The 20,199-nt window shown below is 45.5% G+C and carries 20 protein-coding genes; 2 read left to right on the top strand and 18 right to left on the bottom strand.

The window, feature by feature from the left end; genetic code table 11:
• Nucleotides 1-47 precede the first annotated feature (47 nt).
• Nucleotides 48-269 (top strand): YgaP family membrane protein, encoded by a 222-nt coding sequence (locus C6Y03_RS13630; RefSeq protein WP_060595694.1) that lies wholly within the window; start codon nt 48-50, stop codon nt 267-269.
• 31 nt (nt 270-300) lie between these two features.
• Here the strand turns inward: C6Y03_RS13630 and C6Y03_RS13635 are convergent, their stop codons facing one another.
• From C6Y03_RS13635 to C6Y03_RS13650, 4 genes are read right to left on the bottom strand one after another with little or no spacing between them, the layout of a single operon-like run.
• The gene (locus C6Y03_RS13635) at nt 301-1,566 is read right to left on the bottom strand and encodes a peptidase (RefSeq protein ID WP_106037215.1); all 1,266 of its coding nucleotides are present in this window, start codon (nt 1,564-1,566) and stop codon (nt 301-303) included.
• 14 nt (nt 1,567-1,580) lie between these two features.
• Nucleotides 1,581-2,246 carry a 3-oxoacid CoA-transferase subunit B gene (locus C6Y03_RS13640; protein WP_106039483.1) on the bottom strand — a complete coding sequence of 222 codons (666 nt, stop codon included), beginning with the start codon at nt 2,244-2,246 and terminating at the stop codon, nt 1,581-1,583.
• Nucleotides 2,222-2,908, bottom strand: a complete 687-nt coding sequence (locus tag C6Y03_RS13645) for a CoA transferase subunit A (RefSeq protein WP_081311440.1) — start codon at nt 2,906-2,908, stop codon at nt 2,222-2,224. Before C6Y03_RS13645 ends, C6Y03_RS13640 begins: the two co-directional genes overlap by 25 nt.
• Nucleotides 2,909-2,920: 12 nt before the next feature.
• A complete protein-coding gene (locus C6Y03_RS13650; protein WP_060595690.1) occupies nt 2,921-4,285 on the bottom strand; it encodes an aspartate aminotransferase family protein in 1,365 nt (454 codons plus the stop codon).
• A gap of 191 nt (nt 4,286-4,476) precedes the next feature.
• On the opposite strand from C6Y03_RS13650, the gene C6Y03_RS13655 reads away from it, so the two are divergent.
• Entirely contained in the window at nt 4,477-6,135 is a 1,659-nt protein-coding gene (locus tag C6Y03_RS13655; protein WP_106039484.1) for a PucR family transcriptional regulator, read from the top strand.
• Here the strand turns inward: C6Y03_RS13655 and ablB are convergent.
• The 14 genes from ablB to purE all read right to left on the bottom strand — a co-directional run bounded on the left by ablB (nt 6,130) and on the right by purE (nt 20,099).
• Complete coding sequence (gene ablB / locus C6Y03_RS13660; RefSeq protein WP_106039485.1) at nt 6,130-6,975, bottom strand: putative beta-lysine N-acetyltransferase; 846 nt, start codon at nt 6,973-6,975, stop codon at nt 6,130-6,132. The genes C6Y03_RS13655 and ablB overlap by 6 nt on opposite strands.
• 14 nt (nt 6,976-6,989) lie before the next feature.
• Nucleotides 6,990-7,184 carry a hypothetical protein gene (locus C6Y03_RS13665; protein ID WP_060595687.1) on the bottom strand — a complete coding sequence of 65 codons (195 nt, stop codon included), beginning with the start codon at nt 7,182-7,184 and terminating at the stop codon, nt 6,990-6,992.
• Between the two features lie 113 nt (nt 7,185-7,297).
• Nucleotides 7,298-8,572, bottom strand: a complete 1,275-nt coding sequence (gene purD, locus C6Y03_RS13670) for a phosphoribosylamine--glycine ligase (RefSeq protein ID WP_106039486.1) — start codon at nt 8,570-8,572, stop codon at nt 7,298-7,300.
• 12 nt (nt 8,573-8,584) lie between these two features.
• Nucleotides 8,585-10,123 (bottom strand): bifunctional phosphoribosylaminoimidazolecarboxamide formyltransferase/IMP cyclohydrolase, encoded by a 1,539-nt coding sequence (gene purH, locus C6Y03_RS13675; RefSeq protein WP_106039487.1) that lies wholly within the window; start codon nt 10,121-10,123, stop codon nt 8,585-8,587.
• A gap of 15 nt (nt 10,124-10,138) precedes the next feature.
• Complete coding sequence (gene purN / locus C6Y03_RS13680; protein ID WP_060595684.1) at nt 10,139-10,708, bottom strand: phosphoribosylglycinamide formyltransferase; 570 nt, start codon at nt 10,706-10,708, stop codon at nt 10,139-10,141.
• Nucleotides 10,705-11,745 (bottom strand): phosphoribosylformylglycinamidine cyclo-ligase, encoded by a 1,041-nt coding sequence (gene purM, locus C6Y03_RS13685; protein WP_106039488.1) that lies wholly within the window; start codon nt 11,743-11,745, stop codon nt 10,705-10,707. The genes purN and purM overlap by 4 nt, the downstream gene beginning before the upstream one ends.
• Nucleotides 11,746-11,840: 95 nt before the next feature.
• Nucleotides 11,841-13,271 carry an amidophosphoribosyltransferase gene (gene purF / locus C6Y03_RS13690; protein ID WP_034664775.1) on the bottom strand — a complete coding sequence of 477 codons (1,431 nt, stop codon included), beginning with the start codon at nt 13,269-13,271 and terminating at the stop codon, nt 11,841-11,843.
• Nucleotides 13,247-15,478, bottom strand: a complete 2,232-nt coding sequence (gene purL, locus C6Y03_RS13695) for a phosphoribosylformylglycinamidine synthase subunit PurL (RefSeq protein ID WP_060595682.1) — start codon at nt 15,476-15,478, stop codon at nt 13,247-13,249. The genes purF and purL overlap by 25 nt, the downstream gene beginning before the upstream one ends.
• Nucleotides 15,462-16,145, bottom strand: a complete 684-nt coding sequence (purQ, locus tag C6Y03_RS13700) for a phosphoribosylformylglycinamidine synthase subunit PurQ (RefSeq protein WP_066031226.1) — start codon at nt 16,143-16,145, stop codon at nt 15,462-15,464. Before purQ ends, purL begins: the two co-directional genes overlap by 17 nt.
• Nucleotides 16,142-16,396, bottom strand: coding sequence for a phosphoribosylformylglycinamidine synthase subunit PurS (purS, locus tag C6Y03_RS13705; protein ID WP_003214349.1), 255 nt, complete (start codon nt 16,394-16,396; stop codon nt 16,142-16,144). The genes purQ and purS overlap by 4 nt, the downstream gene beginning before the upstream one ends.
• Nucleotides 16,389-17,111, bottom strand: a complete 723-nt coding sequence (gene purC, locus C6Y03_RS13710) for a phosphoribosylaminoimidazolesuccinocarboxamide synthase (RefSeq protein WP_106039489.1) — start codon at nt 17,109-17,111, stop codon at nt 16,389-16,391. The genes purS and purC overlap by 8 nt, the downstream gene beginning before the upstream one ends.
• A gap of 72 nt (nt 17,112-17,183) precedes the next feature.
• Nucleotides 17,184-18,479 carry an adenylosuccinate lyase gene (purB, locus tag C6Y03_RS13715; RefSeq protein WP_034664786.1) on the bottom strand — a complete coding sequence of 432 codons (1,296 nt, stop codon included), beginning with the start codon at nt 18,477-18,479 and terminating at the stop codon, nt 17,184-17,186.
• Nucleotides 18,476-19,618: a 5-(carboxyamino)imidazole ribonucleotide synthase gene (gene purK / locus C6Y03_RS13720; protein ID WP_106039490.1), complete on the bottom strand. Its 1,143-nt coding sequence runs from the start codon at nt 19,616-19,618 to the stop codon at nt 18,476-18,478. The genes purB and purK overlap by 4 nt, the downstream gene beginning before the upstream one ends.
• Entirely contained in the window at nt 19,611-20,099 is a 489-nt protein-coding gene (gene purE, locus C6Y03_RS13725) for a 5-(carboxyamino)imidazole ribonucleotide mutase (RefSeq protein ID WP_050945777.1), read from the bottom strand. Before purE ends, purK begins: the two co-directional genes overlap by 8 nt.
• Nucleotides 20,100-20,199 lie beyond the last annotated feature (100 nt).

Consider the following 20,199-nt stretch of genomic DNA (forward strand, 5'->3'; position numbering starts at 1 on the left):
TTCTTGAAATCACACTTAAAATATTTAAAAAAGGAGATTCACCTTCAATGAAACCTAATCTCGGCTTAATGGAAGCGCTCATTCGAATTGCCTGCGGAATGACAATATGTACTGTGGCTGGTTCTTTATATGCTAGAAAACCATGGAGTAAAATGCTGCTTTTCAGCATCATGTGCGGCGGGATGAAACTGGCATCTGGCATTCTTCGTTTTTGTCCAGTGACATATATGTGTGAGCAGCAGGACACACATAAAGAGAAGGCTGAGTGAACAGCCTTCTTTTTTTGTGATCGTTTTCATATCACTCCGCTGCTTCACACCATTCCACCATCGTACCTGCGATAATTTCTGCTGCTTCAATCACATGCTCAATGTCGATGGATTCATTCGGAAAATGGGCAAGCTCTGTTGTTCCAGGTCCAAACACGATGATCGGAATACCTGCCGCCTGTGACAGTAATCCGCCGTCTGTTCCCCAAGGAGCGGCTTCGATCTTTGGCGGCTCCTTCTTGACTGCTTCATATTGTTCCTTCAATAGACATAAAAGTGGATGATCCGTATCGATTGAGCCTGGAAGCCATCTTGCCCCAAACCATTCGACCTCGACAGGATGATCTTTGAACCATTCATCCTTTTCCCCAAGTCCCGTCATCCAATTTTCTAATTCCTTCTCTGCCTGCTCAACCGTCTCACCTGGCATCACTCCAAGTCTGCCCTCCATTGTGACCAGATCTGCTACAGAGGACGGCCAATCACCGCCTTGAATTTTCCCCATGTTGATGGGGATCGGAATTGGGATATGCTGAAATAACGGCTCGGTGATGCGCTGATTTCGTTCTTCTTCAAGTGCCGCTATATGCGTAAGAACGATCATACTCTTTTCAATAGCGGAAACACCGTGATATCTTGTTCCGCCATGAGCTGCCCTTCCTTTAATATACAGTCTGAACCACTTAGATCCCTGCTGAATCGGAAAGATTTTCATATGACTTGGTTCTGGAATGATGGCCGCATCTGCTGTATACCCTCTCAGTATGGCTGCAAGGGTGCCTGCACCGCCGCTTTCTTCTTCGACGACACTATGAAACACAACATCTCCTTTCAGCGGAATCTGAAGCGCATGCAGTGCCTCTAGTGCGAAGAGTAAAGAAACATTTCCGCCTTTCATATCTGTTGCCCCGCGTCCATAAAGTCTCCCGTTTATGATATGCCCGCTGTAGGGCGGATATGTCCATTGTTTCGTATCTCCTGCTGGAACAACATCCACGTGCCCATTTAATAAAATGGATTTGCCGCCGCCTTTCCCCTTCAATCGTCCGGCGACATTGGGACTTCCTTTAAAGGAACGCCTCGGGGAATAGAAATACGGATGTTCCAGCAGGTCTTCTCCGCCAATGTCCCATACATCTACATCAAAATCAATTGCGGAAAGCTTATTTGCTACAATTTGCTGCACATCTTGTTCATTCCCTTGGGTGCTTTCACATTGCACCATTTGCTGAAGAAGCGCAATCGCTTCATCTTGGTGCTCTCTCATCCAGCTTCTGATCCGTGTAATTGGCTGCAAGTCAGTCATCCTTTCTACACAACAGATTTGACATCAGACGCTAAAATTAATGGGGCCTCTGTCGCCCTTATGACATCTTCCGGCTGAAACGGCGGCATGACTTCACGTAAAATGAGCAGCTGTGATTTGACCTCAATGACTGCCATATCCGTAATAATCAGATCCACACAAGACTTAGCGGTTAAGGGCAGTGTACAGGCAGATTTCACCTTTGACTCACCGTGTTTATCAAGGTGGCTCATCACCACCACAACCTTTTTCGCCTTTTGCGCAAGCTCAATCGCTCCGCCCATCCCCGGTACTCGTTTGCCCGGCACAATCCAATTCGCAAGATCACCCTGACTGCTTACTTCAAGTGCACCTAAAATGGTCATATCAAGCATGCCTTTTCGAATGATGCCAAAAGCTGTCGTGCTGTCCATGTATGAACCGCCTTTTGTTAATGTAATGGGAAAACCGCCTGCATTGCACAAATTCGGATCTTCTTCTCCTTGTGCTGGTGAGGCTCCTGCCCCCATAATGCCGTTTTCTGCATGAAGCCATACGTTGTAATGCGCTGGAATGTAATCAGCCGCAAGTGTCGGGATGCCGATCCCTAGATTGACGATCATACCATCTTCAATTTCCTGCGCCGCGCGTTTGGCTATGCGGTGTCTTAAATCGATGTCTCCCATGCCCATGTCCAGTTCACTCCTTTTGATTGCACGATCTGGTTCACAAATACCCCTGGTGTCACGATTTCTTCTGGATGAAGACTGCCCACAGGCACGATCTCTTCCACTTCCGCAATGGTCCAGTCTCCTGCCATCGCCACAATCGGGTTTGTATTCCGTGCACTTTTATCAAAAATCAGATTTCCTGCTTCGTCTGCTTTGAGGGCATTCACAATGGCAATATCCGCTGTTAGCGCAGGCTCAAGGATATATGTGTTCCCGTTTAGCGGAACGAGCTGCTTCTCATCGAGATTGAGGCTATCCATGCCGACATCTGTCACAATGCCTGCCAAGCCCATCCCGCCTGCTCGAATTTTTTCTGCTAGAATGCCTTGCGGGTAAAAATGAACGTCTAGTGTACCTGCCTGCATTTTCTGTCCGGCTATTGGATTTGAGCCAATATGAGAAGCAATGATCTTCTTGACTCTTCCTTCTGTGATCAGCCGGCCAACACCTATTTGCGGGAAGCCTGCATCGTTTCCGATCAATGTCAGATCTTTGATATTCGCTTCTAGGATGGCGTCGATCAATGATGGCGGGGACCCTACGCCGCCAAACCCGCCAAACATGATGGTCATGCCGTCCCTAAAATGCGTGATCACTTCATCAACATTCGCTGTTTTGTTCATCATCTTTCCTCCCTACATCGCAGATGGGAAAAACCCTCGGTTGATGACTTCTTGTTCGACCTGCGTGATTGTCTGCTCAAATAATTGAATGAGTTCATCCATCTCCTGCTGCGTGATGGAAAGCGGCGGTGCAATCATGACCGCTGCACCTCCCACTCCATCCTCTCCAGCGCTTGCTGGGTAAACAAGCAAGCCATTTTGCTTGGCCGTCTCAACGACTAAATGCGTCATTTGAGCATGGGCAGGAAATGGTGTTTTCGATAAGCGGTCTGCGACAAACTCAATGCCAATGAGCAGTCCCTTTCCTCTCACATCTCCTATGATGAAATGGTTTGTTTGCAAATCCTTTAAAGCATTCATTAAATATCGGCCAGACAGATCCGCTCGTTCAGGAAGCTGATGTTTTTTCATATATCGTATGACAGCTAGTGAGACGGCTGCTGAAAGCGGATTGCCGCTATAGGTGTGACCTGCCATCACAGAACCTGAACCGCTCAGAATCGGTGCGATAACATGATCTGCTGAGACGGCTGCCGCAATCGGTGAATAGCCGGCACTCATGCCTTTGCCGAGAACCATAATATCTGGTACGACGCCCCAATGTTCCATCGCAAACATTTTCCCAGTTCGTCCAAAGCCTGTCATGACTTCGTCTGCAATCATTAAAATACCGTTTTCCTCACAGACACGCTTCATCGCTTCAAAATATCCGTCTGGCGGTACAAGCGCCGCTCCCGATGCTCCAACAATCGGCTCTGCAATAAAAGCGGCAATCCTCTCTTTTCCTATACGCTGAATGACGGTTTTAAATTCCTGGACATACCATTCGACTTGCTTGACCTCTTCCTTTGGCAGCCATGAACGATAGCTATATGGCGGAGACAGCACCGGATGCTTTTCGAGCAATGGTTCAAAGCGCTCTCTCCTTGCAATATGTCCTGACATCGACAGCGCACCGAGTGTGATGCCGTGATAACTCATCCATCTTGAGATAATGTGATTTTTCTCAGCCTTCCCCTGCTCCTGCCAATGCTGAATAGCAATTTTCATAGCCGTTTCCGTTGCCTCTGATCCGCTTCCGACAAAAAAAGACCAGTTCAGGTTACCTGGGCAAAGCGTACTCAATTCATAGGCAAGTTCTTCTGCTGGTTCATTTGTGAATTGCGATCTGTACGTAAAGCTCACTTTTTCCGCTTGCTCTGTCATGGCATCAATGATCTCACGTATGCCATGTCCAATACTTGCCGTGACAGCCCCCGAAGAGCCGTCTAAATATTTTTTCCCGTCCCGATCATATAAATAAATCCCCTCTCCTTTCACAGCCACAGGATAATGCTGATTCAACATCGGTTTGATTAAGTAATCCCGGGTCTCCACTTTGCCATTCCTCCCTCTCTTGTCAGCAGCTGCATCTTTCTTTTTTCATGAATCGCAAGAAAATTTTGTATACTTGTTATAAGATTAGCTTAATCAAGAGGGCAGTCATCCTCCATTCGCCACATGCCCGAATTTCACACGCATTTTTTATACATCGTGTATAAGAGTGTTCAAAAGGAGGTCATGAGTCTATGGCGATTCTCGTCAAAGATGCACTTTCGCTCGATATCATGAAGGGAACAAAGCTGCTCGCTGGAGAAAATGGACTGGACCGACTCATTCAATGGGTGACCATCGTCGAAATCATCGAAGACACGTCAAGACTTTCCGAAGGGGAATTGCTCGTCACAACCGGATTCGGACTCGCGGACAATCAAGAAAGACGCGACCGGCTTGAGGAATTGATTCAATCTCAAAGGCTATCAGCCATCGCTATTTATAAAGGTGTATACTTAAGCGACATTCCAGCATCACTCATTCAAGCAGCGAAAAATAGCGGCATTCCGCTCATCGAAATTCCGCCGCACATCAATTTCTCAGACATTACAAAAGCCGTCCTAGAACAAATCGTGAGCAGTCAGCTCCATCAGCTTAAATATTCATCGGCGATTCATCAAAGACTGACCCAATTAAATGTAAGGAATAAAAATGTGACGCAAATTACAGAGGAACTGGCACATCTCACTGCAGCGAATATTGTCGTTCTCGATGTCTTTTTACATCAAACAGCGGCTCATCTCATCAAAGATGAAGTGACGTACTCTCCTGCTTTTGGCTTTCTGACAGATCATGAACCAATTGAAACCATGCCCCTTCTCAAGCAGGCAGAGGAAAAAGGGCGGCTCGTCTATGACACGTGCGGAGCGTTTGTCCTCGCCGCATGTCCGGTGATTGCGATGGGGGATATTTTCGGGTTTATTGTGTCTTTAAAGAAAAAGGATACGTGGCATCATCTCGACGCGATTGCCATTGAGCATGCCGGGGCAGTGTATGCGATTGAATGGCTGAAGCAAAAGGCTATTCAAGATACAGAAAACCAAATGCAGGGACATTTGTTAGATGATATTTTGCAGCAGCAATATACAGAAGAAAGCTACGTGGTCGAACAAGCAACAAAGCTGCAATATGATATGAGCGAGGAGCAGGTGGTGATCTACTTTCAATTTCAGCATCAGCACACACAGCTCGATCATCAAATGATGCAGCGCCTCTCTCAATTACTCACATCGATATTTGAACGCAGACATATTCCCTTTTTACTAAAGACGAGACTCGATTCCATTTTTGTCCTGACACCCGCAGGAAAAAAAGCGTTTCAAGAAGCGGAGTGGTATCGCGCAGCAGAGGAGTGCCGGAGCACTTGGTCGTATTTTTTTCCTGTCCATCCGATTGTCATTGGCATCGGGAGAGCCTATGACCAGATCAGTCTCTTTGCAAAAAGCGCGAAGGAAGCGCAGTATGCAGCAAGACTTCTTCCGCTTTTAAAAACAGACGAAAGCATCATTCATTATCAAAAGCTTGGCTTATATGGCATGCTTCTTGAAATGAATGAAGCGGGTATGAATTTGCATGACTTTTACGTGGAGCTGTTAAGTCCTTTGCTTTATACGAAAAAACAAGGGGCTGACCTGATCCATACACTCGAAGTGTATTTGGCACACAATGAAAATATTCAAAAATCTGCGGGAGAATTGTTTATTCACAGACATACATTAAGCTACCGGCTGAAACAAATTGAAACGAGAACAGGCTGCAGCCTCAAATCCACTGATGATCGGATGAAGCTGCAGCTCAGTATCATGGCGTACCGCCTATCTGGTCTGCTTGATCAGATGAGAACCATTTCATGATTCATTCGGCGTTTTGACCCATAGATTCATATCTTCAATTTTGTCAAAAATATAGCAGTTGTTTTGGAAGCGCCCGGTATACGTATACCCGAGCTGATAAAACACTTGATTCATCCCATAGGACAGTGCACGTGCAAGAGAATAAAAGACATAGATATGCATCGACTGGAGTTCTTTTTCAAGTGCTAGAATCAAATGATGCATGAATCCTAGTTTTCTGTATGATGGAAGGGTCGCACAATCTGTTAATTCCGCATGGCCATATAACGCATTGATTTCAGCGGATGCTGCACTCACAATGTGTCCGTCATGTTCAACAACATAAAAGACAGTCCCTTCCGCCATTACCTTTTGGATATAATCTGGCTCGTTCATTGGCGTAGGATACGTTTCAAAGACCGTATCATAGAGCTTTGCCAGCTTGTGAATATCCTTCGGATCGGCTTTCCTCATCACATACTCATCCTGCCACGTGCCTTGGTCTTTTTTCATCTCCTTCGCTTGAATGGATGCGACGATCTTATCTTCCTCCAGCCAATACGAACTGTTCATTCGATCCTCAGTGAGAAAAAGCGACATGCCGTACGCATCACTTCCGAGGAAATAATGAGAAAACACCCCTTCAAGCCGAAAGCCTTTTTCTAAAAAAAGAGGTACATGCTCACGTCTTACTTTCACAATGACCTTAGAAACCTTACAGTCCGCCGCTTCCTGAAGTACCGACTGAATCACATCCCGCACCCTGCCGCTATAGTCATCCAAACGGATTCGCTCATTAAATGAATCAATACAGATCAAGGCAGAAAAACGCTCGTTTGCAAGTTTCTTCAATTGCACCATATACTCATCCTCTCTTAGCTAATGAAAAACTTCCAAATTAAAAATGAAGAAATAGCAATGCCAGAAACAATTGAAATGATCATATAACTAATGGCTAAGCCTTTTTTCAATTTATTCTGCTTAATGGCAGTCAACATGATGTTATTTATAGTTATGAGATATAAAATAAGCATGACGATTGCAAAGATGATAAATGCTTTGATTTCCATGTTTCCTCCCTATATCTATTCGTGATCCCATACTACTTCTTCATATTCTATCGGCATCCCTTCTCATGAACAAAAAACACCTTTCCATCTCATCAGATAGAAAGGTGTTTTAATTAAACGGATTTCCCCGCAGCCTTCAGTGCACGAGCGCCAATGTCACGGCGATAAAATAGACCTGGCTGAATGATTTCTTCAACCGCTTCATACACTCTTGATCTTGCCGCTTCAAATGTGTCGTCAAATGCCGTCACATTTGCTACACGGCCGCCATTTGTGACGAATTGATCGTTTTCTTTTTTTGTTCCTGCGTGGAAGGTCACGACATCAGACACAGTTGTTTGCAAAGCCCCGATTGGTGTGCCTTTTGCGTAGTCCTCCGGGTATCCTTCTGAAGCAAGAACTACACTGACAGCCGCAGTGTCTTTCCACTGTAAGTCCACATCTTTTCCATCTAGAATATCGAGGAATACTTGGACTAGATCTGATTCAAGACGAGGGAGAACAACCTGCGTTTCAGGATCGCCAAAGCGTGCATTGAATTCAATGACCTTTGAGCCTTCTGGTGTCAGCATTAAGCCTGCATATAAAATGCCTGTAAACGGACGCTCTTCCTGCACCATTGCGCGAGCCGCCGGTTTGACGACATCTTCAACCGCTTTTTGGACGACTTCATCTGAAATTTGCGGAACTGGCGAATAAGCCCCCATCCCGCCGGTATTCGGTCCTTTGTCATCTTCAAATGCCCGTTTGTGATCCTGCGCGATCACCATTGGGTACACCTTTTCTCCATTGACAAAGGCCATCAGTGAAAATTCCTCGCCTGTTAAAAATTCCTCGATGACGACAGATGCACTTGCATCGCCAAACTTTTCATCTTCCAAAAAGTCGTGCAGACAGTTGATCGCCTCTTCAAGTGTCATAGCGACTGTCACGCCTTTTCCTGCTGCAAGACCGTCTGCTTTAATGACAATTGGCGCACCCTTTTCTTCCACATAAGCCTTCGCTTCTTCAAACGATGTGAAGGTAGCGTAAGCGGCGGTCGGGATATCATAGTTTTTCATTAAGTCTTTTGCAAATTCCTTTGAGCCCTCAATAACCGCAGCTTTTGCATTTGGTCCAAATACCTTTAGATCTGCCTCTTCAAATGCATCCACTACACCTGCAATTAAAGGAACCTCTGGGCCGACAATCGTTAAGCCTATTTCATTATCTTTTGCAAAACGAATTAATGCCTCATGATTACCTTCATCGATTGGTACAAGCTTCGCAGCATCTGTCATTCCATCATTGCCGGGTGCGACAAATACTTGGCTGACAAGTTCACTTTGCTTCACTTTCCATGCGATGGTATGCTCTCTTCCGCCTCTGCCGATAATTAATACGTTCACACTGTCATCCCCTTAATGTTTGAAATGTCTAACGCCAGTGAAGACCATGGCGATGCCGTATTCATCTGCCTTTTGAATCGATTCTTCATCACGAATGGAACCGCCTGGTTGAATGATCGCTGTGACGCCTGCCTTCGCAGCAGCTTCCACTGTATCGCCCATTGGGAAGAATGCATCAGAGCCTAGTGCGCTTCCTTTCGCTTTTTCACCTGCTTGTTCAATCGCAATGTTCGCTGAGCCCACACGGTTCATCTGACCAGCGCCGATACCTGCTGTCATTTGATCCTTCGCGAGGACAATGGCATTTGATTTCACATGCTTGACGACTTTCCATGCAAGCTTTAAATCTTTCCATTCGTCTTCTGTTGGTTCTCTTTTCGTTGGAATAGAGATGGTTGCTTCCTCTAAGCCGTACGTGTCAATATCCTGCACGAGCAGTCCGCCATGGACACTTGTCAGCTGCTTTTCTTTTTTCTCAAGATTCGCTTCTACATCTAGTGTTAATAGACGAAGATTCTTTTTCGTTGTTAACACGTCAAGTGCTTCTTGGCTAAAAGATGGGGCGATGACGATTTCTAAGAAAATCGTATGCAGCACGTCAGCCGTTTGTTTGTCTACTTCACGGTTCAGCGCCACAATGCCGCCAAAAATAGAGGTTTCATCTGCTTTAAATGCACGGTCAAAGGCTTCAGCAATTGTTTCTCCTGTACCAACGCCGCACGGATTCATATGTTTTACAGCCACAGCCGCTGGCTCCGTAAATTCACGTACGATTTGAAGAGCTGCATCTGCATCTTTGATATTGTTATAAGAAAGTTCTTTTCCGTGTAATTGCGTTGCAGTAGCCAAAGAGCCTTTGCTTGGAAGAGCATTTTCATAGAAAGTCGCTGCTTGGTGCGGGTTTTCTCCATAACGAAGGGATTGTTTTTTCTCAAACGTGACGGTGAACTGCTCTGGCTCCGTTTCGCCAACATAGTTCGTTAAATAATCCGCAATGAGGGCATCGTAAGCAGCTGTATGACGGAATACTTTCGCCGCAAGCTCACGTTTTTTCTCTAGCGGCACGCCGCCTTCTTTGATCTGCTGAACGACTGTACCATAATCACGAGGATCGACAATCACTGTGACGTCTTGGTGGTTTTTCGATGCCGCACGAAGCATTCCCGGTCCGCCAATATCAATGTTTTCAATCGCTTCTTCATACGTCACATCGTCTTTTGAGATCGTCTCTTTGAATGGATAGAGATTCACGACAACAAGATCAATCGGCTGAATGCCATGCTTTTCAATCTGTGCCATATGCTCATCGTTTTCTCTCACTGCCAATAATCCACCATGAATGTTCGGGTGAAGCGTTTTAAGTCGTCCGTTCATGATTTCAGGGAATCCAGTGACTTCAGAAATCCCAATGACATCAATGCCATTCTCTTGAAGAAGCTTATGAGTACCTCCAGTTGAAATCACTTCAACACCAAGTTCTGTTAATTCTTTCACAAAAGGTACTAGATTCGTTTTATCGGAAACACTGATTAATGCGCGTTTGATCGTCATGCCTTCGTCACCTCATTAAGATAATTCTAAAAGTGATTTGATCACTTTTGGATATAGTGTGTGTTCTAGTTCATGCATTCTTTTTTCAATCGATGCAAGCTCTTCGCCTTGTTCAATATAAATCGCGGCTTGGTCAATAATCGGACCTGTATCCATCCCTTCATCGACAAAATGGACGGTGATGCCTGCCACTTTGACGCCTGCTTGATAGGCTTGTCCGATGGCATCAAGACCTGGGAAGGCTGGCAGCAAAGATGGGTGAATATTCACGATTTTCCCTCTATACGCTTCAAGTAATGTCGGACCGATCAGTCTCATATACCCAGCAAGGAAAACCCATTCTACTTCATGAAGCCTAAGCTGTTCGATGATCGTTTGTTCAAAAGCGGCTTTATTCGGAAAAGCCTTCGGGGTAAAAGCAAAGGAGGCAATGCCCTCTTTCTCAGCACGCTCCAGCACCTTCGCACCCGGTTTATCACAAATCACAATGGCGGCCTCTGCCTGCCACTGTTCTTCTTTTAACGTATCTATAATGGCTTGAAAGTTTGTCCCGCTTCCAGAGGCGAAGATCGCAAACTTCTTCATGAGAGGCTTCCACCGCCGAATGTGACACCTTCTCCTTTTTGAACACGACCGATGAGAAATGCTTTCTCTCCATCTTGTTCAAGTTCACTAATCACATCCACAAGATCGTCCTCTTTTACAGCTAAGACAAAGCCAATGCCCATATTAAACACGTTGAACATCTCTTCTGCCTTCAACTGACCCTTTTCTTGAATAAAGGAGAAAATTGGTGGCACTGGCCATGAGCCGTTATCAATCTCAACGCCAAGACCTTCAGGCAGCATACGTGGTAAATTTTCAATAAAACCGCCGCCTGTCACATGTGCCATGCCGTCAACTTTGCCGGCTTTCACTTGTTTAAGAACGGGCTTCACATAAATTTTTGTCGGTTCAAGAAGCTCTTCTCCGAGCGGTCTTGTAAAAGGTTCATACGTTTGATGCAGGTCAAGACCAGCGTCTTCCAGCAAAACTTTACGAACGAGAGAGTAGCCATTGCTATGAATTCCGCTTGAGCTCAGTCCAATGAGCAAATGTCCCTCTTTGATGCTGTTTCCTGTCACGATTTCGTCCTTTTCAACGACACCTACCGAAAAACCAGCAATATCATATTCTTCTTCTGTGTAAAGACCTGGCATTTCGGCTGTCTCACCGCCGACAAGTGCTGAACCAGACTGCTCACAGCCGTCAGCCACCCCTTTGACAATGGATTCAATTTTTAGCGGATCTGCTTTTCCAACGGCTAAGTAATCTAAGAAAAAGAGCGGTTCTGCCCCTTGTGCAAGCACATCGTTGACACACATGGCCACGGCATCGACGCCGATCGTATCGTGTTTATCCATTAAAAAGGCAAGCTTTAATTTCGTTCCGACACCATCTGTTCCTGAAACAAGAACGGGCTTTTTATATGGCAGCTCAGATAGATCAAACATACCACCAAATCCACCTAGAGCGCCCATGACACCTGCTCGTTTTGTACGTTCTACGTGTGTTTTCATTCGTTTGACGGCTTCATACCCTGCTTCGATGTCGACACCGGCGTTTTTATATGCTTCTGACATCCCATTCACTCCTTTTAGCTGCTGCTTTCCATGTATTTTCGGCAGAATGAAAGAGCAGCATATCAACTCATCTTGACTGCTGCTCCTTTATTCGATTATTTCGTCAGGACCGTTTCCTTCACATGCGGAAGAACTGTATCTTCATAAATTTCAGTCGGGTATTTACCAGTAAAGCATGCTAAACACTGACCGCGCTGCGGATCATCATACTTCCTGCCAATCCCGTCCATTAAACCGTCTACAGATAAAAATGCAATGGAGTCTGCACCGATTTCCTGTCTAATTTCTTCCACTGAATGAGAAGAAGCAATCAGCTCTTCGTGTGTGGACGTATCAATTCCATAAAAACATGGATGCGCGATTGGCGGTGAACTAATGCGTACATGGACTTCCGTCGCACCCGCTTCTCTTAGCATCGTGACAATTCTGCGGCTCGTTGTACCGCGTACGATGGAATCATCCACCATCACGACACGTTTTCCTTCGACAACCCCGCGCACAGCAGACAGCTTCATCCGTACGCCCTGCTCACGCAATGCTTGAGACGGCTGGATAAACGTCCGGCCGACATAACGGTTCTTAATCAAACCGAGCTCATACGGAATACCTGTTGCTTCGGCATATCCAATCGCTGCAGAAATACTGGAATCTGGTACACCTGTCACAACATCTGCTTCGACATGCGCTTCTTCGGCAAGCTTTTTGCCAAGATTCTTTCTCGCACTATGCACATTGATGCCGTTGATATTGCTGTCAGGTCTTGAGAAATAAATGTATTCCATGCTGCACATGCTGCGGTTTATGTTCATCGAGAAGCGCTCAGATTTCAAGCCTTCATCATTAATGATCAGCATTTCGCCAGGCTCCACATCACGTAAATACGTAGCACCGACGACATCAAATGCACATGTTTCAGAAGCGACGACATAAGCATCTCCAAGCATACCAAGTGAAAGCGGGCGTAAGCCGTTCGGATCAAGCGCCACGATCATTTCTGTTTCCGTCATGATTAAGAAAGCATATGCTCCTTTCAGCATGGACAGCGCATTTTTGATCTGCTCTTTTAATTCAATATGCCCGCTGCGCTTAATTAAATGAGCCAGCACTTCGGTATCAGAAGAGGTCTGGAAAATGCTCCCTTGGTTCTCTAGCTGCTGCTTTAACTGCGTTGCATTCACTAAGTTTCCATTATGAGCAAGGGCAAGACTGCCGTTGTTTTGCGAGCGGAAGAAGAGGGGCTGCACATTTTCAAAGCCGCCTCCGCCTGCTGTCGCATACCGAACGTGTCCGATCGCCCCTTTTCCTTTCAAATCCTTTAGCTCACCGTTTTGAAAGACTTCCGTAATCAGTCCAAGGCCTTTGTGTGACGTCAGGTTCTCACCATCTGTTGCAATGATTCCCGCACCTTCTTGTCCTCGGTGCTGAAGGCTATGCAATCCGTAATATGTGATTTGCGGGGCTTCTTCGTGTCCCCAAACCCCAAAGACACCACACTCTTCATTTAAGCCTCTGATTTCAGCAAGCATGGGATCGCTCCTTTCCATGCACGTTCAAGCTCGTTGACCGCTGCATGAATCCATTGTTGTCCTTCTTGATTTTTGACAGTAAATATACCATCATTTGTAACCGTTCCGACTTCTTTCGCATCTTTGACCGCCGCAGCAAACGCTTCGCGGTGCTCTGGTCTGACTGTGACAACAAAGCGTGACTGTGTTTCACTGAATAAGGAAGCTTCGCTGTTTAAATCGATTTGGATATCAGCGCCAAGACCGTCTGTTCCAAATGTACTTTCAGCAAGTGCTACACCAAGTCCGCCTTCAGATACATCGTGTGCTGATTGAACGAGACCGTTTTGAATCGCGGCTAGCAGAGCTTCTTGACGCGTCAGCTCTACATCCAAATCAATGTCTGGTGCTTTTCCGTAAATACGGCCTTCTGTCATCTTTTGAAGCTCACTGCCTGCGAATTCTTCCTTCGTCTCACCAATGACGAAAATCACATCGCCAGCCTGCTGGAACGATTGAGTCGTAATATGAGCAGTATCTTCAACCAAACCAACCATTCCAATGACTGGAGTTGGGTAAATCGCTGTTCCATTTGATTCGTTATATAAAGAGACGTTCCCACCGATAACTGGTGTGCTTAGCGTGCGGCATGCTTCGCTAATACCGTCAGCTGACTTTTCTATTTGCCAGAAAATTTCTGGTTTCTCCGGGTTACCGAAGTTCAGGTTATCTGTCACTGCTAGCGGACGCGCGCCTGAGCAGACAATGTTACGTGCTGCTTCAGCGACTGCGATTTTCCCGCCAACCTCTGGATCAAGGTAGAGATAGCGTGCGTTACAATCTGTTGTCATCGCTAGGGCTTTTTTCGTTCCGCGGATTCTTAGTACGCCCGCATCAGAGCCTGGTGCAACAACCGTATTTGTCCGAACCATGTAGTCGTATTGATCATAAACCCATTCTTTACTTGCAATTGTTGGCTGCTGAAGGAGCTGCTTTAACGTTTCGGCTGCATCTGTGATGGCTGGAGCTTCAACTTTTGTTTCTAAAAACTCACGATAGTATGCAGGCTCACTTGACGGCTTGTGATAAACCGGTGCTTCTTCTGCAAGAGCGTCAACAGGAAGCTCACATACGACTTCACCTTGATGGAGTAAACGAAGCATTTTATCGTCTGTCACATGACCGACTGATACCGCTTCAAGATCGTATTTTTCGAAAATATCAATGATTTCTTGCTCGCGGCCTTTTTCAATGACCAGAAGCATTCTCTCTTGCGATTCAGACAGCATCATTTCGTATGCGGACATGCCTGTTTCACGCTGCGGAATGAGGTCTAGATTCATCTCAATACCAGAACCTGCTTTACTCGCCATTTCCGCACTTGAGCTTGTTAAACCAGCCGCTCCCATATCTTGAATCCCAACGAGCGCATCGTTTTTGATGACTTCAAGGCACGCTTCAAGCAGCAGCTTTTCCATGAACGGATCGCCGACTTGAACCGCTGAACGTTTTTCTTCTGATTCATCAGAAAATTCTTCAGACGCAAATGTTGCACCGTGAATACCGTCACGTCCCGTTTTAGCACCAACGTACATCACCGTGTTGCCGACACCTTTGGCCTGCCCTTTTTTGATGTCCTCATGGTTGATTAATCCAACACACATCGCATTTACGAGCGGATTGCCTTCATAGCTTTGATCAAAATGAACCTCTCCGCCGACTGTTGGAATTCCGATACAGTTTCCATAGCCTGCGATCCCTGCCACTACTTCTTCAAACAAGTACTTCACGCGCGGTGAAGTCAATTCACCAAAACGAAGAGAGTTTAGTACAGCAATTGGACGCGCACCCATGGAGAATACATCACGGATAATTCCGCCGACACCTGTTGCCGCTCCTTGATACGGTTCAATCGCAGATGGATGGTTATGTGATTCGATTTTAAATACAACCGCTTGGTTGTCTCCAATATCAACGATTCCAGCGCCTTCCCCAGGACCTTGAAGAACATGCTCTCCTTTTGTCGGGAATTTGCTTAAAACAGGCTTTGAGTTTTTATAACTGCAATGCTCTGACCACATGACAGAAAAAATACCCGTTTCTGTGTAGTTTGGCAGCCTGCCAATAATGGATTCGATTAAAGCGAATTCTTCATCACTCAATCCCATTTGCTGATACAATTTCTCTTCTTTAATTTGCTTGTGACTTGGTTCAAGCAGTAGTGACATGAGTGTCCCTCCAATTTTTCACGATAGATTGAAACAATTTAAGTCCGTCTGCGCTGCCTAGTAATGTATCCACCGCGCGCTCAGGGTGCGGCATCATGCCGAGTACATTGCCCTCTTCATTCGTAATACCTGCAATTCGATTGACACTGCCGTTAATATCGTCTCCGTAAGTGAAAGCGATTTGGTTATTTTCAATAAGCTTTGCTAAAGTGTCTTCATCACAGTAGAAGTTGCCTTCACCGTGCGCTACAGGAACCGAAATGGATTCGCCTTTTTGATAGCCGCTTGTAAATTGCGTTTCGTTGTTCTCTACAATGAGTTCAACTGGACGACAGATAAATTTCAAGTCTTTATTTCGTCTCATCGCACCCGGAAGAATGCCAAGCTCCTGAAGAATTTGGAACCCGTTACAAACACCAAGAACAGGCTTTCCTTCCGCAGCTGCTTTTTTCACCGCCGGCATGATGTTTGAAAAGCGAGCAATCGCACCACATCTTAAGTAATCCCCATAAGAGAAACCGCCTGGTACGAGTACACCGTCAAATCCGTCTAGACTCGTTTCGTCGTGCCATACATATTCAACTTGTTCACCTAACTCATCTTGAATCGCATGGTACATATCGATATCACAGTTAGAGCCAGGCAAGACGATCACTGCAAACTTCACTGTGCGACAACCTCCTCCACCTCATAGCGGTAATCTTCAATCACCGTGTTGGCCAGTAATTTTTCACACATTTCTTTGACGACTGTGTCTAAATCACGATCTGATTTTTCAATGACAAGCTCCATGTATTTCCCGATACGGACATCCTTTACTTCCTGATAAGACATGCTGTGCAAGGCGTGCTGCACGGCACTTCCTTGTGGATCAAGAACGCTCTCTTTTAAGCTGACAAAAATTTTCACTTTATACATGTTTTTGGCCTCCAAGTCTTTTGAAAATTTCTTCGTATGCATTCGTTAAGCCGCCCAGGTTTCGTCTGAACACGTCTTTATCAAGCTTTTCGTTTGTATCTTTGTCCCAAAGCCTGCACGTATCAGGTGAAATCTCATCAGCTAGCAAAATACGATTCTCGTGATCTATTCCGAATTCAAGCTTGAAATCAATTAAATTTACATGGCAGTCTGAGAAGATTTGCTTTAACTCTTCATTCACTTGTCTTGTGATCTGTTTCATTTCCTCGACCTGCTCTGGTGTCGCTGCATGTAAAATGCGAATATGATCTTCTGTAATGAGCGGATCGCCGAGTGCATCATCTTTGTAGTAAAACTCGATCAATGGTGTATCCAGTTTTGTTCCCTCTGGAATGCCAAGGCGCTTTGACATACTGCCTGCCACCACATTTCGTACAACGACTTCAAGCGGCACAATCTGCACCTTTTGAATGAGCTGCTTTGTTTCAGAAAGGCGTTTCACAAAGTGATTGTTGATCCCTTTCTCATGCAGCATTTGAAAGATTAAGCTTGAAATTTCGTTATTCAGTCTGCCCTTGCCTTCAATTTCAGCTTTCTTTTCGCCGTTAAATGCTGTCGCTGAGTCTTTATATTCGACATATAGAATATGCTCGTCATCGGTCTGATAGATTTTTTTCGCTTTGCCTTCGTAGAGAAGTTCTTGTTTCACAGTCATTCAGGTTGGCCTCCTAATTTGAATGTTGGCAATTTTCAGGATTGGGCACCTGACGAGCAGGCGACCCATTTCTTATGCAAGACCTAGACGTTCGAAAATCATATCGACATTTTTCAAGTGATAGTTGTAATCGAAGCAGTCAGCGATTTGTTCAGGTGTTAAGCGTGATGTGATTTTTTCCTCCGCTTCTACTAATGAACGGAATGGCACTTGCTTTTCCCACGCTTCCATTGCCTTTGGCTGAACCGTATCATATGCCTCTTCACGTGCCATGCCTGTATCGATTAATGCAAGAAGAACGCGCTGTGAGTAAATCAAGCCAAGTGTGCGGTCCATGTTGCGTTTCATGTTCTCAGGGAAGACCGTCAAATTCTTCACGATGTTTGAGAATCGGTTTAGCATGTAGTTCAGTGCAATCGTTGCATCTGGTAAAATGATGCGCTCAGCAGACGAATGAGAAATATCACGCTCATGCCAAAGCGGTACATTTTCATAAGCTGTCAGCATATATCCACGGATGACGCGGGCAATTCCCGTCATGTTTTCAGAGCCGATTGGGTTCCGTTTATGCGGCATTGCTGATGATCCTTTTTGTCCTTTTGCGAAGAACTCTTCTACTTCACGTGTTTCACTCTTTTGAAGTCCACGAATTTCAACAGCAAATTTCTCAATGCTTGTTGCGACGAGTGCAAGAGTAGCCATGTAATCTGCATGACGATCACGCTGCAAGGTTTGGGTGGAAATTGGTGCAGCTTTGATGCCAAGTTTCTCACATACATATTGCTCAACAAACGGGTCGATGTTCGCATATGTGCCAACAGCACCAGAAATTTTGCCGTACTCGATGCCAGCTTTTGCTTGTTTAAAACGTTCTAGGTTACGCTTCATTTCTTCGTACCACAGACCAAGCTTCAGGCCAAATGTTGTCGGTTCAGCGTGTACACCGTGTGTACGGCCCATCATGACGGTATATTTGTGCTCTTTTGCTTTTTCTTTTAGGATGTCAACAAATCTCTCAATGTCCTTGAGCAAGATATCGTTCGCCTGTTTTAATAGATATGAAAGCGCCGTATCCACTACGTCTGTAGATGTTAACCCGTAATGAACCCACTTTCTTTCTTCTCCTAGAGATTCAGATACAGCACGCGTAAAGGCTACCACGTCATGGCGCGTGTCTTGTTCAATCTCTAGAATACGATCAATATCAAAGCTTGCATTTTTGCGCATGGTCACAACGTCTTCTTTCGGAATAACACCAAGCTCTGCCCATGCTTCACAAGCGAGAATTTCTACTTCAAGCCATGCATTAAATTTATTTTCCTCTGTCCAGATTGCTGACATTTCTGGTCGTGCGTAACGTTCGATCATTTCCCGTTTCCTCCATTTCTTTCAGTCCATATCTTTGTGATGTTTGTCATCCATTCATCATCAAGCTGTTTCATAAATGTCATATGCCCCATTTTGCGGCCGGCTTTTACTTCATGCTTTCCATATAGATAAAGTTTCGCTTCTTTGAGAAGCTCAGGATGCTCTTTTGGAATGTCTACTTCATCGCCTAATAAGTTCACCATCATGCCCTCTGATAAAAGGGCTGTACCGCCAAGCGGCAAACCGCATATCGCGCGAATATGTTGCTCAAACTGACTCGTCTCACATAAATCGAGCGTATAATGACCAGAATTATGCGGGCGAGGCGCCAGTTCATTGACGAGCAGCTCTCCCTCGTTTGTCAGGAACAGTTCTACAGCAAGTGTACCGACTAGCCCCAGCTTTTCAGCCAGTGTCGTTGCCAGCTCTTTTGCCTTCTCCTGAATGCGTTCCTCTACCCTTGCAGGCACAATGCTTTGGAACAAAATGTTGTGCTTATGAATGTTCTCAGCGACTGGGAATACCGCAATCTCCCCATGAATAGAACGAGTGACGATCACCGAGAGCTCCATTTGAAATGGGACCCAGCTTTCTAAAATACAAGTTCCATGTGTGAGCAATTCAGATGCTTCGTGAAGCTGTCCTTTTTCCTTGATCACATACTGCCCTTTTCCGTCGTAGCCGCCTCTGCACGTTTTCAGAACGGCTGGCAAACCAAGCACGGCCACTGCGTCTTCCAGCTCTTTTTCATCATGAATGATGCGATAAGGCGCGACTTCACAGCCTGCGTCTACAATCCCTTTTTTCTCCGTTTCACGATTTTGAGTTAAAAGAAGAAGTTCACTTCCTTGCGGTAAATTGGCTTCTTCCTTCAATTGATTAAGTGCATCATAATCAATATTTTCAAATTCATATGTCACGACATCGCTGATTTCTGCCAGCTGTCGAATCGCTTCGAGGTCACTATATGCACCTGTGATTTCTGTATCAGCAACCTGTCCACAAGGAGATTGTGCGACTGGATCTAACACAGCTGCCCGGTATCCCATTTGTTTTGCGCTGACGGCCATATATCTGCCAAGCTGTCCTCCGCCGATAATACCGATGGTTGCGTTTGGAAAAATGGTCTGCTTAGCCAAGCTGATCACTGCTTTCTAGTACAGTCTGTTTTGTTTGCTCTCTTCTTTCTTCAAGGCGAGCAGCGATTGTTTCATCAAATGCTGAAATCATTTGCGCGGCAAGAAGCCCTGCATTTGTTGCACCGGCTTTGCCAATCGCCACTGTAGCAACCGGTACACCGCCTGGCATTTGAACGATGGATAATAAGGAATCCAGCCCATTTAGTGCTTTTGATTGTACGGGCACACCAATGACCGGCAGTGTCGTTTTTGCTGCGACCATCCCCGGTAAATGTGCTGCGCCTCCAGCACCGGCAATGATGACTTTTAGTCCTTTACCTCTTGCTTCTGTCGCATATTCAAACATCAAGTCAGGTGTCCGATGTGCGGATACCACCTGTTTTTCATACGGAATGTCTAATTCCTCTAAGATATCGCACGCATTTTTCATTGTTTCCCAATCAGATGTACTTCCCATGATGACACCTACAAGCGGCTTCATTTTGTCCCCACCTTTAAGCTGATATTCGATTTTGTATCGTTTGACACGCTTCCCAAACCTAAGCAGCTTGTCAAACGCCGAACAAAAAGGCCCGATTTGC

This window comes from Bacillus sp. LNXM65, from assembly GCF_002998575.1.
GTDB lineage: Bacteria > Bacillota > Bacilli > Bacillales > Bacillaceae > Bacillus.

Coding starts and splice junctions, on each gene's coding strand:
- C6Y03_RS13630 (WP_060595694.1), top strand. CDS start 48: ATGAAACCTAATCTCGGCTTAATGGAAGCGCTCATTCGAATTGCCTGC.
- C6Y03_RS13640 (WP_106039483.1), bottom strand. CDS start 2,246: ATGGGCATGGGAGACATCGATTTAAGACACCGCATAGCCAAACGCGCG.
- C6Y03_RS13645 (WP_081311440.1), bottom strand. CDS start 2,908: ATGAACAAAACAGCGAATGTTGATGAAGTGATCACGCATTTTAGGGAC.
- C6Y03_RS13655 (WP_106039484.1), top strand. CDS start 4,477: ATGGCGATTCTCGTCAAAGATGCACTTTCGCTCGATATCATGAAGGGA.
- ablB (WP_106039485.1), bottom strand. CDS start 6,975: ATGGTGCAATTGAAGAAACTTGCAAACGAGCGTTTTTCTGCCTTGATC.
- C6Y03_RS13665 (WP_060595687.1), bottom strand. CDS start 7,184: ATGGAAATCAAAGCATTTATCATCTTTGCAATCGTCATGCTTATTTTA.
- purH (WP_106039487.1), bottom strand. CDS start 10,123: ATGACGATCAAACGCGCATTAATCAGTGTTTCCGATAAAACGAATCTA.
- purN (WP_060595684.1), bottom strand. CDS start 10,708: ATGAAGAAGTTTGCGATCTTCGCCTCTGGAAGCGGGACAAACTTTCAA.
- purM (WP_106039488.1), bottom strand. CDS start 11,745: ATGTCAGAAGCATATAAAAACGCCGGTGTCGACATCGAAGCAGGGTAT.
- purF (WP_034664775.1), bottom strand. CDS start 13,271: ATGCTTGCTGAAATCAGAGGCTTAAATGAAGAGTGTGGTGTCTTTGGG.
- purL (WP_060595682.1), bottom strand. CDS start 15,478: ATGTCACTACTGCTTGAACCAAGTCACAAGCAAATTAAAGAAGAGAAA.
- purS (WP_003214349.1), bottom strand. CDS start 16,396: ATGTATAAAGTGAAAATTTTTGTCAGCTTAAAAGAGAGCGTTCTTGAT.
- purC (WP_106039489.1), bottom strand. CDS start 17,111: ATGACTGTGAAACAAGAACTTCTCTACGAAGGCAAAGCGAAAAAAATC.
- purB (WP_034664786.1), bottom strand. CDS start 18,479: ATGATCGAACGTTACGCACGACCAGAAATGTCAGCAATCTGGACAGAG.
- purE (WP_050945777.1), bottom strand. CDS start 20,099: ATGAAGCCGCTTGTAGGTGTCATCATGGGAAGTACATCTGATTGGGAA.